This is a genomic window from Sphingobacterium athyrii (assembly GCF_003071065.1).
GTDB lineage: Bacteria > Bacteroidota > Bacteroidia > Sphingobacteriales > Sphingobacteriaceae > Sphingobacterium > Sphingobacterium athyrii.
Map to the genome: position 1 here is coordinate 189,884 of NZ_QCXX01000005.1, position 14,315 is coordinate 204,198.

Annotated in this window: 14 protein-coding genes; all 14 read right to left on the reverse strand. The window is 35.0% G+C overall.

Going from position 1 to position 14,315, the window contains the following annotated elements; genetic code table 11:
• Window positions 1-3: 3 nt before the first annotated feature.
• The 14 genes from DCO56_RS18740 to DCO56_RS18805 all read right to left on the reverse strand — a co-directional run bounded on the left by DCO56_RS18740 (window position 4) and on the right by DCO56_RS18805 (window position 14,315).
• Entirely contained in the window at window positions 4-426 is a 423-nt protein-coding gene (locus tag DCO56_RS18740; protein ID WP_108635291.1) for an adenylyltransferase/cytidyltransferase family protein, read from the reverse strand.
• Between the two features lie 12 nt (window positions 427-438).
• Entirely contained in the window at window positions 439-918 is a 480-nt protein-coding gene (locus tag DCO56_RS18745) for an adenylyltransferase/cytidyltransferase family protein (RefSeq protein ID WP_241254892.1), read from the reverse strand.
• A gap of 130 nt (window positions 919-1,048) precedes the next feature.
• Complete coding sequence (gene wecB, locus DCO56_RS18750) at window positions 1,049-2,167, reverse strand: non-hydrolyzing UDP-N-acetylglucosamine 2-epimerase (protein ID WP_108635292.1); 1,119 nt, start codon at window positions 2,165-2,167, stop codon at window positions 1,049-1,051.
• Between the two features lie 95 nt (window positions 2,168-2,262).
• Window positions 2,263-2,784 carry a 3'-5' exonuclease gene (locus DCO56_RS18755; RefSeq protein WP_108635293.1) on the reverse strand — a complete coding sequence of 174 codons (522 nt, stop codon included), beginning with the start codon at window positions 2,782-2,784 and terminating at the stop codon, window positions 2,263-2,265.
• A gap of 50 nt (window positions 2,785-2,834) precedes the next feature.
• Window positions 2,835-3,956 (reverse strand): MraY family glycosyltransferase, encoded by a 1,122-nt coding sequence (locus tag DCO56_RS18760; RefSeq protein WP_108635294.1) that lies wholly within the window; start codon window positions 3,954-3,956, stop codon window positions 2,835-2,837.
• Window positions 3,957-4,218: 262 nt separating this feature from the next.
• A complete protein-coding gene (locus DCO56_RS18765; RefSeq protein ID WP_108635295.1) occupies window positions 4,219-5,313 on the reverse strand; it encodes a glycosyltransferase family 4 protein in 1,095 nt (364 codons plus the stop codon).
• A gap of 17 nt (window positions 5,314-5,330) precedes the next feature.
• Complete coding sequence (locus DCO56_RS18770; RefSeq protein WP_108635296.1) at window positions 5,331-6,422, reverse strand: glycosyltransferase; 1,092 nt, start codon at window positions 6,420-6,422, stop codon at window positions 5,331-5,333.
• Entirely contained in the window at window positions 6,419-7,558 is a 1,140-nt protein-coding gene (locus tag DCO56_RS18775) for a right-handed parallel beta-helix repeat-containing protein (protein WP_181390618.1), read from the reverse strand. The genes DCO56_RS18770 and DCO56_RS18775 overlap by 4 nt, the downstream gene beginning before the upstream one ends.
• Window positions 7,540-8,499: a hypothetical protein gene (locus DCO56_RS18780; protein WP_146191085.1), complete on the reverse strand. Its 960-nt coding sequence runs from the start codon at window positions 8,497-8,499 to the stop codon at window positions 7,540-7,542. Before DCO56_RS18780 ends, DCO56_RS18775 begins: the two co-directional genes overlap by 19 nt.
• A 307-nt stretch (window positions 8,500-8,806) precedes the next feature.
• Window positions 8,807-9,820, reverse strand: a complete 1,014-nt coding sequence (locus DCO56_RS18785; RefSeq protein ID WP_108635299.1) for a glycosyltransferase family 2 protein — start codon at window positions 9,818-9,820, stop codon at window positions 8,807-8,809.
• Window positions 9,817-10,845, reverse strand: a complete 1,029-nt coding sequence (locus DCO56_RS18790; RefSeq protein ID WP_108635300.1) for a glycosyltransferase family protein — start codon at window positions 10,843-10,845, stop codon at window positions 9,817-9,819. The genes DCO56_RS18785 and DCO56_RS18790 overlap by 4 nt, the downstream gene beginning before the upstream one ends.
• 28 nt (window positions 10,846-10,873) lie before the next feature.
• The gene (locus DCO56_RS18795) at window positions 10,874-11,713 is read right to left on the reverse strand and encodes a glycosyltransferase family 2 protein (protein ID WP_108635301.1); all 840 of its coding nucleotides are present in this window, start codon (window positions 11,711-11,713) and stop codon (window positions 10,874-10,876) included.
• Window positions 11,714-11,718: 5 nt separating this feature from the next.
• Entirely contained in the window at window positions 11,719-12,804 is a 1,086-nt protein-coding gene (locus DCO56_RS18800; protein ID WP_108635302.1) for a glycosyltransferase, read from the reverse strand.
• Window positions 12,801-14,315 (reverse strand): lipid II flippase MurJ, encoded by a 1,515-nt coding sequence (locus DCO56_RS18805; protein ID WP_342749299.1) that lies wholly within the window; start codon window positions 14,313-14,315, stop codon window positions 12,801-12,803. Before DCO56_RS18805 ends, DCO56_RS18800 begins: the two co-directional genes overlap by 4 nt.

Genomic DNA, 14,315 nt, shown 5'->3' on the forward strand with positions numbered 1-14,315 from the left:
ATATTATTTTTTCTCCGCTTCCTTATCTGCAACGACTTTACGCAAACCGGTACTCGAAAAACGATGTGTACGCTTATTGTAATAAATCTCAATATTTTCTTCGACACAATACAGGCGTCCAGAAAAATCTTTATCGCGGTACTCCTCACCGATAATACGCATATTGATCGGTAAAGCCTTGATCATATCAATCAGGTCCTGCTCGGTCTCGTAAGGGATAATCTCGTCCACATAGCGGCAACCTTCCAACTGAATATAGCGTTCAACAATGGTCTGTGTAGGCTTGGCTTTTTCCGGAGACACCTCCGAAGGATCTGTATTAAGTCCAACAATTAAATAATCACAGTGTCGCTTCGCCTCTTCCAACATCATAATATGGCCCGCGTGCAACAAATCAAATACACCAAAAGTAATTCCTATTTTCATGTCGTTATTTTCTTAAATTGTGGATGATAGATCTGATTTTAAAATGGATTCTTCTTCTAAATTGGCATTTGCCACAATCTTGCGCAAGCCTGAACTCGAGAATCGATGATCGCGGCTATTAAAATAAAGCTCAATCCCCTTTTCCTCACAATAGGCTCTACCGGTAAAGTTCTTTTCCCGGTATTCGTCACCGACAATGCGGACATCAATATTAAAAGAGCGCAGCACATCCTCCAGATCCTGTTCAGTTGCATAAGGAACAATCTGATCCACATATTTGCAGCCCTTAAGCTGGATGTAACGCTCCACAACAGTCTGTGCCGGTTTGTTTTTTTCCGGCCGATCCAACGTCGGGTCGGTCTGCAAACCACAGATCAAAAAGTCGCATTGGCGTTTAGCATCTTCAAGCATTTTGATATGCCCTGCGTGCAAGAGATCAAACGCACTGAATGTAATCCCGATACGCATGCCCTTAGCTGGAATAGTAATCATAATCAAATTGAATATTAAAAATTTATAATAAAACGGCAGTACACCTATACCAAAGATAAAAATTAAAATATGATGCTGCTTTCTGTGCAGGAAGATTTAACGAAAAAATCATGCCAAAGAAAATAGCTTATTACCCTATGTTCTTAATAAAATTTACTATTCTTTTAGATGCTTTGCCATCACCATACGGATTATGCAATTCACTCATTTCTTTATAAAGCTCGAAATTAGACAATAAGTCATTTGCCTCGAACACTATGCGCTCCTTTTCTGTCCCTACTAATATCACAGTACCTGCAACTACCGCTTCCGGGCGCTCTGTGGTGTCGCGCATAACTAACACGGGCTTACCTAAACTCGGCGCCTCTTCCTGTACACCCCCTGAATCAGTGATAATTAGATAGGATTGGCTCATTAGCCAGACAAATGCAGGATAGGTGAGCGGCTCGACCAAATAAATATTACTTATGCCGGAAAGTATATCATATACAGGCTTCCTGATGTTAGGATTTAAATGCACCGGATATATAATCTGTACATCGGTGTTAGTCACAGCAATCTCCTTGAGCGCTTCACAAATATTTATAAAACCCTGACCATGGTTTTCTCTTCGATGACCTGTGACTAAAATAGTTTTTCTTGAAGGATCAAGAATATTTTTAAGAGAGTGTATTTCTTTACTGTCATGATGTTGAACTCGTTCAACGCTATCAACAAGTGCATCAATGACGGTATTTCCAGTCACAAGAATATCACCTTCTGCGACATTCTCAAGCAATAAATTATTTTTAGCCGATTCAGTTGGCGCAAAATGATAATCGCAGATTCTCCCTGTCACTTGCCGGTTAACTTCTTCAGGAAAAGGTGAACTTCGATTATAAGTCCTCAAACCAGCTTCAACATGACAGACCTTTGCTCCTGCATAAAACGCCGCAATGGCTGAAGCCATTGTCGTCGTCGTATCGCCATGTACAAATACATAATCAGGTTTAAATTCTGCTAGAATGTCTTTTAACCCAGTGATAATATCTGCAGTAAGATTATAGAGATCTTGCCCCGGTCTCATTAGATTTAAATCAAAATCAGGTTTAATATCAAAAAAATTTAGTACTTGATCAAGCATTTCTCGATGTTGTGCGGTAACACAGACCTTCGTATCAAATGAACGATCAGATTGAAAGGCCTTCACTAGGGGAGCCATTTTTATAGCTTCCGGTCGGGTGCCAAATATGATTAGATTTTTTTTCATAAAACAAGTTTTCAAGTATCTAAAAATAGAAACTTTGTACAAAAGATGCTTGCCTACAGTCTATTGAGACCAGGACATCTACTATATTTTGGCATTTATACTACTGATGGAACATCAGCATGTCTAAGATACAGATGTGCACATCCGCGCGCATCTGAAAGTGCCTCATGGTGATTCAGTTCAATTCCCAACACTTCACAGCAGGCATTTAAACGGGCAGGCTTAAAACCTTTTTCCTGGTAAATCCTGAAAGTACATTCCCATTTTTCCATTAACCCCAGACTATCATAGGGTAGATTATAGTAATTCATGGTCTTGCGCAAAACGCCACGGTCAAATAGTTCATTATGTGCGACCATAACACGATTATTGATTAAAGGAAAAATACGCGGAAATAATTCTTTAAACGTAGGTGCTGTGGCGGTATCCCTTGCCCTAATACCATGCACACGCGTCGTCTGCCACATATATTGATTTTGAGGAGGCTGGATCAGTGAATAAAATTCCTCCACAATAATTCCCTGCTCCACCACCACCAACCCAATAGCACAGGCGGAATTTTGATTGGCTGTAGCCGTTTCGAAATCTATTGCTGTAAAACTTAATCCTGACTGCATGTTCACTCCTCTTAAAAGTCGAGGTAAAATTAGCTGTTTTTTAGATCATATCAAATGCCGGTATGCAATAAGTCTTCTCGCATCTCCTTTTTAGGCATTTCGATAATCTTGGCTTCCTGGACCAATTTGACTTCTGAAACCAGTTTTCGCGCAGTGTTTCTACGCGCTTTCAACCTGAGAATACGCCTATGACGGATAGCATACTTCTCCTCTCCTTTGATATAGTAATTATTGAAGATATACTGCTTTACGATCAGGTAAAATGCGCTCAGGCCTGAAAGTGTCGTGATAGCAAAAGACCACTGTACGGAAGCATCAAATTGGACAATATAAATTACAGATGCGCCAAGCGCTAATTGGACAAGACCATAGACAGTTGAGACCGATAGGCTGCTATGACCAACTTCATTACTTAACATATGCAGCAGAAATGTACGATGAGGCTCAAAAATATGATACCCTTGATACACCCGACGCGCAACTGACCAACCAATTTCAATGCCGTACACTCCAAGGAAGAGAACATACGTAAAATCACCCGTTTTAAGGATTAATTTTCCCAAGGCAAACAATAGCATAAACGATAATACTGCAGGCCCTACGTCTCCAGCAAAACAGACTGCCTTCTTACGAAAATTAAAAAATCCAAAAACAACTACACCCAACAAGGTATAAATCAAGAAATCCTGTTCGATATAGTTTATCTTCGTATTAACATAAAGTAAAAGCCCCCCCATGATCAACGTACAGAATGCTGTCATTCCGTTGATTCCATCCATAAAATTGTAAGCATTAATGACACCAATGGTGAATACAAATGCCAAAATAAGGTAGTACCAAGGGTAATTGAATACACCAAACTCATAAACCATGAGTAAAACTGATGCGAAATGAACTGTTAGTCTTGCTGTTGGATGTACTCCCCGAATATCATCCAAGAATGAAATATAGGTCAAAAGCGTAAGTCCCAAAAAGAACCAGGGGTACTCAAAATCATTATTAAAAAAATATATAATCGAAGCGACATAAAAAATAATTCCTGCTCCACGTATCGTGACCTTTGTATGGGAAGAACGCTCATTAGGTTTATCAACTATATTAAACCGATCTGCTATTTTTAAATAAAGAAACGCTAAGGCGAAAAGGAATATAAGGGTAAAAATATAAATCATAAAATGTAATTCGTGAGTCAAATAAAGCTGTGCAAATATAATAATTTTAAGTTTTATTTAACAAACGTTAACCACAGTATTTTCGCTACATTAAGAAAATATTTTTTTGTTTTTTTTGCGTGATGTTTGTATACAAAATATTGCTTGTGTTCAAGATTTTCCGCCATACGGGTGAATTAGCAACCTTTACTAGGTTAGGTTAATAGATAAAATACTAAAAAATAGATAGTTAAATAATTTTCAACAATCAAGAGTTTAAGTATCAGCTTAATACTTTTTTCTCGATCTCAACAAATAGCTCCTGTTCAGAGAAGCTATTTTTCACAAACGTAACACCATTATTACCATGCTCTTGTCGAAGTTGTGGGTTTTGATAATAGTATTCAATTGCTTCAGCGATCTGATTGGGTAAAATTTCAGTATATATGCCCGTTACGTCTTCTTGAATAGCATTAATACAGCCAGTACTTCGGGTAGTAATGACAGGAATTCCACTAGCTGAGGCCTCCAATACACCCACAGGAAAACCTTCTCGATACGACGGCAGAATAAAGACGTCCATAGTATTATAACATGGAGCAGTATCTTCCACAAAGTCCAAAAAACGAATCGAAGGACTGTTCTTTATTTTTTGGAGGGTATCTTCCGGAACAGCATCCCTCACTTCCGCGGGTCCAATAATATGAAGATAAACATGTGCTTTGCCAGCAGCAAATTGCAGCCAGCCTTCTACCAGTTCAACCACTCCTTTATCTTTAACTAATCGACCGACATATCCGACTACGAAATCACTATTTTGCTTTGGTCTATATTGAAAACGTTGTATATCTATTCCACTACAGGTTCCCTTTCCCAATACCTTACTTTTGGCCGGATTATTCAATTTGTAGTCGTTAGATAGCCTCTGTAGGGATTCGCTTACGATCACCACGTCTGTAGCTAATGCTCCTACAAATTTTTCAATCATGATCAATAATGCCCTTTTTAATCCTTTGGCTGTCTCAAAAACAACGCCATGTCTAAAAAAAACTCTCTTATCTACTCCCGCTAAATAAGCCGCTGTAATTCCAATAAGCCCTCCTTTTGGCGAGTGTGCCACAACAATCGGGAATTTCTCTTTCCTTATAAATCTTGTCAACCTTATGATGGAGAAAGCATCTTGAATTGGTGAAATAGCCTTTAGAATCGCAACTGGAAATACTTTAAAGCCTTTTTCCTTAGCCTGTTTATAAAGATATTCATCCTCTGTACAAGCCACTGTGAAATCATATCCTTTTTTGGAAAAATAAGAAAATTGATTTCCAAAAAAGTGGTTCACCACAAATGATACGTTAATTACATGCAATACTTTTTTCATTCCTTACGATTAATTTGTCATTTGTTATGATTTTGGCCTAACGTTTTATACAGCATCAGTAATTGATTTACTGTTGTTTTCAAATCATACTGCTTAGCCTTGTCCAGGCATTTTCTCTGAATATTACTATAATAGTCTTTTTCTTCCAACGAGACTATCTTTGACACCAGGTCGGTAATATTTCCCTTTTTAAACAATAACCCTCCGCCATCGACAACCTCAGAAAGGCCAGATACATTTGAAGCTACAATAGGTAATCCGGCAGCCATTGCCTCTACGGCAGCAATGCCGAAACCTTCCCAGTGAGAACTCAAAATGCCGATATCACAAGTCTTGAGCAGCCTGTCTATGTCATTTCGAACACCAATAAATTGAACCCTATTCTCCAATCCAAGATTTAATACCTCCTCCAGCACCTGATTTTTCTGATATCCCTCCCCCACAAGGAGAAGTTTATACCGATGATCTAATCTCGACAAAGCTTTTACAACAGAGCTATGATCCTTTTCTCGCCTAAAACCTGCCACCATAATCAGAATAATGTCACTAGGGAGGTATCCAAATGTAGCCCTATCATACCCTCTAGCCCTAGCAAACTTAACTATCTCAATTCCATTGTAAATCACACAAAGCTTACTCTTATTCACCCCTAAGCTAATCAGTATATCCTTAACCTCTGGGGTTATGCAGATGATTTTTGAATAATGAAGATAAATTATTCGATCTATTATTCTAAATAAAGATGATTTCAATCTTCTATTTCCTGTACTATGCTCAGTAAAAACTAACTTAACATTAGAAAAACTTAAAAATTTTGCTACAGCCGCAAAATACATCGCCGGAAATAGATGCACGTGAACCAACTCATATTTTCGAATAATCAAAATCAGTCGAAAGATATGAATTGGATTATAGATAGAACCTTTAGATAGCGATATAATATTAAGATGCTTGCTTTTTTTTAAATCTTGCAAAAAAGGAGTGTCTTGCCCGTCCAACAATACAATATCTATTTGTAGATTTTCCCGTAATAAAGGGATCATAGAAACCAATAAACTTTCAGCCCCTCCAACACCTAAATTATTGATCACATGAAGTACTTTCATCATTTTTTAAAACTATTATTCAATAATGAGAGACTAGTATTGCCTTTAATTGCGTTTGATTTATTATTGATGCTAGCATCTAATAAAAACTTATTATTTTCAATCTTATCTAATTTATCAATTGGTTTTTCACGAAGTATAACAATATATGCACGATCTTTATTTTTTAAAGCTACTTTATCCAAATAAGAACTGATAATGCTGGATCGAAAATAGTTAGACTGAATATTGACCGGCCGTTCGCTGTTATTGAGCCCGTTGGACCAAAGATAAAAAGATACCCTATTATCTAAAAATCTATTGCCCTTTAATGCGATATTGCCCAACGAATTTTCGATGTGAATCCCCCTATCATACCCACTTATAATATTGCCGTAGATAATGCCATTTTTTGTAAAATCTTCAACTACAATCCCCCCGCGCCCTAGACTTTCAGTATGTTTAAATCCATTGTTGATATTATTATTTAGGATAGCAAAATTATTGCAATCGGACAAGTAAATCCCGTCGCCATAGCTATCTGAAGGCGAATAACCCCATACATTAACAATATTGCAATTTCTAATTTCGACTTTTTGAAATCCTAGTTTACTTACCGCTCGAGATTCCTTATTGGAAATATCAACACCATTTCCATAGAATCCATTGACCTCTATTCCATCTATCTCAACATTTTTTATATTGCTAATACCTACCCCATACGAATGTCGGAGTGAGTTAAAAAACTTATTTTTTTTCCCCAATCCCAATGCAGGACCAATGATTTTAAAGTTTCGCAATAATATAGTCCCTTTTCCAAAACTCTTTACATCGCTCCTTATAAAAAAACCTCGATCTATATCTAAATTGTCAAAAAGGATGCGTGTGGCAACAGACTCTCCTTGAATTGTGACCTTATTATCAACCTTAAACTCCACATTTAATCGTCCATGGCAACGATAATTCCCCTTACCAAATACCACTATAGAATTACTGCATTGTAAAGCTGCCATAAAACAATTATTAATAGCTTCAGTATCATCAGATACTCCGTCCCCCTTAGCTCCAAAACTATTCACATAGAAATGATCTTGGGCAGTACAGCTTTTTAAAACTATTTCGAAGATTATTATTAAAAAAATTATTTTTTTTGAAGGCATCTTTGCGTCTTTAGCACGTAAAACCATAAAATCAAAAATAAAAAGTAATTGATATCTCCGATTCCTTTAAAATTTATTATCACCACAAATAAGCCCAAAAAAACACAAAATTTATCAATTAAAATATCATTTGCCATTTTCCTGATAAGGTATAAACTATAAAACTGCTGAAAGAAAAAAAAGAGTGAGCCTATAACGCCATAATAAAACCAAAGTCTCAGATAACCAATATCAGTGCCCATATAGTATCCACTTCCATCAGTAAATTTTCCGTCGCCTATAATCCACGTCTTGAAATTATCGGGGAAGATATACATTGATTTCATATGCTCAGTTGAACTAGTACTTCCTCCGTCGCCCAAAAAAATCTCAAAAGCATGTACGAAAGCACTCGACTCGGTCAGTTGTGCTATGCCGAGATATAATACCGGAATTAATAAAACTATCAAAAATAAGCACACCAATAGTATTCTATTTTGGGCTCTATATCTCCTTAAAACACCTTTAGAAACGTCAATAAAAGGTGTGTATAGGTAAAAAATAGCTAAGCCAAAACCAATCAAAGTTGTGCGTGCGATAAAAAGGCCAGTCAAAGCAATAAATGCAAAAATAAAAATTTGAAAAAAGGCTCTTTTTTTCGATTTCTCTTGAACAATAAGAACTGCAGAACATAATAGCCCTAATGATGAAACAACTCCGCCTGTAAAAAATGATCCTATTCCTAAACCTATAAATCTCGACTGAAATTCAATAATACTATTAATCACCAATTGCGTATTTTCATCTTGGTTCTGAATCATGTTAATAACGCTGCCAACGCCAGGGAAAACGAAGCCTAATGCCGTTATCAGATTATGAAAAGCAATGGCATAGACAATCAATTTTAAGATATCGATTATTGAAAAATCAGTACCCCAATAATAAAACAATAGCTTCATCATTCCATAGGAAGAAAGCAAGTAGATTAGTGTAAGGACGATATTCTGTACAAACCAAAAATCAAAATGTTTATTTATCAATGACGAAATCAAAATAGGGAAAATGGCTAATACTGTTAGGAGTATTAACTTTAATACTTTATAATTCAAAAATATCTTTCGTTTCCGCAGGATAAAATATACACCTATTAAAGCAATAATCAACCTTGTTCTCAGAACGTAAGGTAAAGGTTTAAAGGAAATATGAAATAGGTATAAAAACGTTAATATTATACTACTTATTTTAAACCATACTTTTGCTAAAGCGCTATTATACATATCTCATTATTCTGATCATCCGTTTGAAAACAGCTAATAAGGTAAATTTATGAAAAAATAATTTCCTAAGCTTTTTAAGCGCCCCACGTTTCATATGAAAAAGAATAATTTTCAAAAATTTCTCGCCAATTGAAGCTTTGAGTGACACCAATGCTATATTCTTATTAAATCTAGCTGTCTGAACCAAAAATCGACTATAATTCAATAAATCGTGAATCATACTGCTACTAATTTCGAGCCTCTCTATTTCTGACGATAATGATAGACTATAATGCAGCTTCGACCAGCTCTCATTCAACACTATTTTATAATCGTTTAAAATAATACGATGAATACCCGAAATTTTGATATATCTATCCATGGCATCATTTGATCCAATGCTAGTTTGACTGTAGGGAAGGACTCGATAATTTAGCAAAAACGTAGGGATGTTTTTTATCTTTCCATATCTGGATAAATCATAGAAAAATTTATAGTCTTCGCAAAATTTATAATCCTTATCGAATTTGATATTATTCTCCCTTACAATATCGCCAGAAAACATGGCTAATGGATGAACAACACTGCTATTGAATAATAATTCGCTTCGCATATCGGCATCCGTAAGTGGATAGTATCTTTTTTTTCGATATCCATCAGGCGAAAAAGCTATTATTCCGCCGGAACACAAAACGAGCTCTTCATCTTCTCTAAATGCATTTAATTGAATTTCAAATCTCTTTGGATGGGCAATGTCATCAGCATCCATACGAGCGATATATTTTCCTTTGCTTAGCTCTAATCCCATATTAAGCGTATCTATCAGCCCCCTGTTCGGCTGATCTATAAAGATGATTCTATCGTCTTTGAATTTCTTAATAACTTCCATGCTATTGTCAGTGGAACCATCATTGATAATAATCAACTCAAAATCGACAAAAGACTGATCCAGAATACTTTTTATAGATTCAAAAACAAATTCATCAGCATTATAGACGGGTAAAATAACGGAAAGCAACTTCATCATACAGCCAGATAATGTTTTAACTTTCCACGAATCATCTCAATATGTTTGACATCATCATAATATTGTTGAAATACCTTCTTAAAAGTCTGGAAGATAAGATTACAGTCGATAGACTTTTCCTCAAATTCCAACAATTTTGTCACTATGGAATCGACGTTCAACGAGTCAAACTTAAGCTCAAAGTTGCCCAGATCAATATTTCGGTCAAAATCTGCCACAGCAGTAGTATAGATAGGAATTACCCCTGCGCTCAGATAAGAATTCATTTTCGTTGGAGTGGATACTTTATTTACTATGTGATTCTTCCTAAGAATAAATCCATATTTATATTTACCTAATTCTTCTTGTAATGATTCAAGAGGCACAAATTTAACAAAGACACCACTAACGTCGACCTCCTTAATAAGTTTATTAGCCCTACCACTGTCTTTTGTCAAAATAGTGAATGTCGCTTTGGGACAATATTGTTTGAACGCTTTGTAAACCTCTAGAGATTCCCTTACACATTGCCAGTTAAGAATTCCTCCTGCATAAACGAAGCTTGCGGTACTATATTTGCCTTCAACCATAAATGAATCTATATTCAAAGGTATATTGTAACAGGGCATAATTGCGCTCCGCTCATTTAAATCTGTCTTATATTTTTTCGCATAATGCTCTTTCATTGCTTGACTAACAAAAAAGAAGAAAACTGGCTTTCTAAGCAAAATAAGTTCCATTAAAAAATATTTAGTTGCTGCAAATCGACTATATAAGCTTCCTTTCCCCATCATTATCCTTTCCTCCGGAGCAACACCTTGGAACCAATGTATAACCTTTCTACACTTACCTGAAACTATAAATGGATCATTAATTCGAATAGTCACGACAATATCTTCGCTATGAATTTCATCGATTGATTCAGCATATAAGACTTCATTAATCTCTTCAATGTTTTTGACCGCACTTTTTATTAAATCACAATAGTAAGCAGTCGCCTCAAAAAGAGCACCCTTTGGCAAATAAAATACAACCCGATTTTTCATTCGTATAAGTAATTAATATTAAAAAGCCTTATCGAACTCTAAGCTTTTGAATTAAGCTATCCCTGAGACAAATAAGAGCACTTAAGATATTTGATATCTCAAAACCAAATGTATTTGTTTTTCTAAAATATAATAGTTTGCTATCTCTCATCCAAACCTTTTTTTTATCACTTAATTCCTCTTGAGACCCGCCTTCCAAATGAATGATTTTACTTTGAGGAATGACATGTACTTCCTTTTTCGCTTTAAAAACTCTGTGCGTAAGCTCAGTCTCTTCGTAATACATAAAAAAATCCTCATCAAATCTGCCCACTTTCATAAACAGTTCCTTAGGAATACAGAGATCCGCTCCCGAAACGTATCCCTTTAATCGGAGTGAGCGATCCTCAAAATTGAACACTAGATTTTTACCAAATTGGAGCTTGGAGAGAAACATAAATAATAGGTTATCAAAATCTCGTAGAATACCTGGAAGACGTCTTTCAAATGAAACGCCAGGTCGTAAATCTACTTGGTATAAATTGCCGCCGCAAATTCCTACCCTGGGATTTCTTTCCATATATTTGTAAAATTCTTTAACAGCGTTATTTAAAAGAAGAGTATCCGAATTTAAGAATAATAAATATTTTCCTTTAGCTATTGTAGCCCCTAAATTATTTCCCGCACCAAATCCTTTATTATGCTGACTTAAAATAAGTTTTACTTTAGGAAAATCAATATTAAGTCGCTCAATAGCTCTATCAGGAGAGCAATTATCAACAACTATAATTTCAAATTCCAATCCGACAGTCTTCTCATAAATAGATTTAATACAATTTACAGTTAAAGTGTAGGTATTATAGTTTACAATTATAATAGAGATATCCATAACCGCTATTTTAAATTCAAATAAATATCATAAACAATTCGTCTCCAATTATATTTCTCGTTTGCATATATCGACATCTCTTGAGCGGCAGGAAGGCTAAAATCATTACGATCAAAACTTAAGATAAGTTTAGCTAATGTCTCATCGTCTTCCGCCTTAAAAAGTCTTCCATAACGCTCATTATCGGTAATATCTCTTGCAGCTGGGAAATCAGAAGAAATAATAAAACAACCATGCGATACTGCTTCAAGCAGAACTAGTGGAAACCCCTCATGTCTAGATGTTAATATAAAAAACTTACATCTCCGATAACAATTCATTAGCTCTTCTCGATCATTTACTTGCCCTTTAAACACTACTTTATCAATTAACCACGGATTTGCTTTAAAATATTCATCGATGGAAGATTGAAAACCATTTTCCAATTGACCAATTAGAAGTAATTTCAAATTTTTAGGATTTGCAGCTTTAAAGGCCTTTAATAAGGTTTCAGTATCCTTTTGATAACTACCTAGACGTCCGACAGTTAATAAGACGTTTTCTTTTTGAAAATGGTCACTGGCTGAAGGAATCAATCCATTTGGTATATGTTTAACGCTAAATTTTCCAAACTCCTGGAACTGCTTAAAATCGTCATAGGATTCTACGCTCAACAAATCTATTTCCCCCATGAGATAATTGAAAAGTTTCCGTTTCCACGACCTTTTGTAAAGTCCGGAAAAATCAAATGTACTATCAAGATCCATTTTAAAATAAAATTTTATTCGGTTGAAAGAGAGCTTCTTAATGAAATAGGCAATAGACAACGAAAAATAATTTGGATGAAACATCATTATGATATCAAACTGTCGAATTTGACATAACAAAAAGAATAGAATATTAGCATAGTTACTTCGAAATATCTTCTTTATCCTCGCATATTTTAATCCGTGGACTTCTGTATCGAGATAAGGAAGATCTTTCGGATCGGAATAAAACGCAATAGTGGATTCAAAATAACCTTGTTTAAACAAAAAGTATGGAATAAGTCCCACATCTTTGGTAAGGTGAACATTTTCTCCCTTAGGAAAAACACATACAATTTTTTTCATCTTACTCCCAGTTTTTTTAACATAAAATCCACCCCTAATTGAATGTCTTTAATATTAAAGACGAAACCCAAAACAACAAACAAAATAACTTCTATCAAACTAATTACAACCACGCGCATTATGTAGGAGTTTATAGAGAATTGATGAAATAAAAGCGAAGAAAGTAATGCTAATCCAATCGTTACTATACCGAGGTAAATGATAAATTTTATAAATAATCTAATTACTAGCGACTTATTATAAGGATAATACGTAAACATAAATATCGCAGCAAAAAGATGAGAAAATAGAATACTAAAAGGAAAAATTTCGACGCCAAACTTATTAACAAGAGTTACATTTAAAATAATAACTGTTAACTGGGTCATTGTACCTGATAATGCATTCATTTTGTTTTTACCAATAGCTAACATACAGGTCCCAAAAACAACGTAAAGAAAAACTGTAAAAGCCGCCAGGGAATAATATTTATTTAGTTTAATAATCTCAAGTAAGGAATCGTGGTCTACGGCAGATTTACCATAAAAAAACATCATTAAATCTCCTGACCCAACAAACATAAAAACACAAAAAAAACCGATTATCAGTAAGCCTAAGCCAAAAGAATCCAAAAAAGACTTATCAAATTCATTTTTATTGTTATTTACATATAAACGTGTTATTGTTGGTGTCAATACCGTTAATACAACACTAGAGATAATTACATTTATCATATCTGGAAATTTCTTTGCAAAATCTATGATAGAAACGGCACCTGTACCAACTGAAGATATCAACTTCTTTTCAACTATGCTATTAATCTGACCTATTAAATATGGCACGAACAGCGGCAAAGCAAACAGAAAAAAAATTCTGAAATATGTAAACTTAGGTCTAAACTTTTTGAAAAGCGGGATTTTTAATTTTTTTATTTTATAAAAGATAAAGAAAATAAGTATAAATAAACTGACCATCGAGGCTACCCATAAAACATATATTCCCAACCTATCTACAAAAAAGACCAATATAAGAATATTTATGATTTGGGAACAAAAACTGGCTATTTCTGGTACAATAAATGAATCAAAGGCATTCAAAATAGATATACCAATTAGAGACGCTTGATTAACAAGTAAAATTGGGGCAACTAAACGTAACATCTCAACCAACTGTTGCCTTCGTTCGACACTATACCCTGTTGATATGATGTCTACAAAGGAATCTGTAAACAAAAATAGTATAAATACTACCAAACATGAGAACAAAAACATGTAAAACAGCAACGACTGCGTAGCTGAAATAGCCTTTGCATAGCCATCTGTTTCTTTTATGGTGACAAATTTTGCTCGAAAAACGTCATTCAAAGGCCCCCAAATCGCAGCATCTAAAGTGAGCACAAGAGAAAAAGATAATAACCAAATATCCTTTTCCATAGATACACCAAAATATTTCGCAATCAAGGTATAAGAATACAGTGATATAGGTATTTTTAAAAGTTTAAGCAAAAACAGAAGAGTGGAAATACGTCTCAA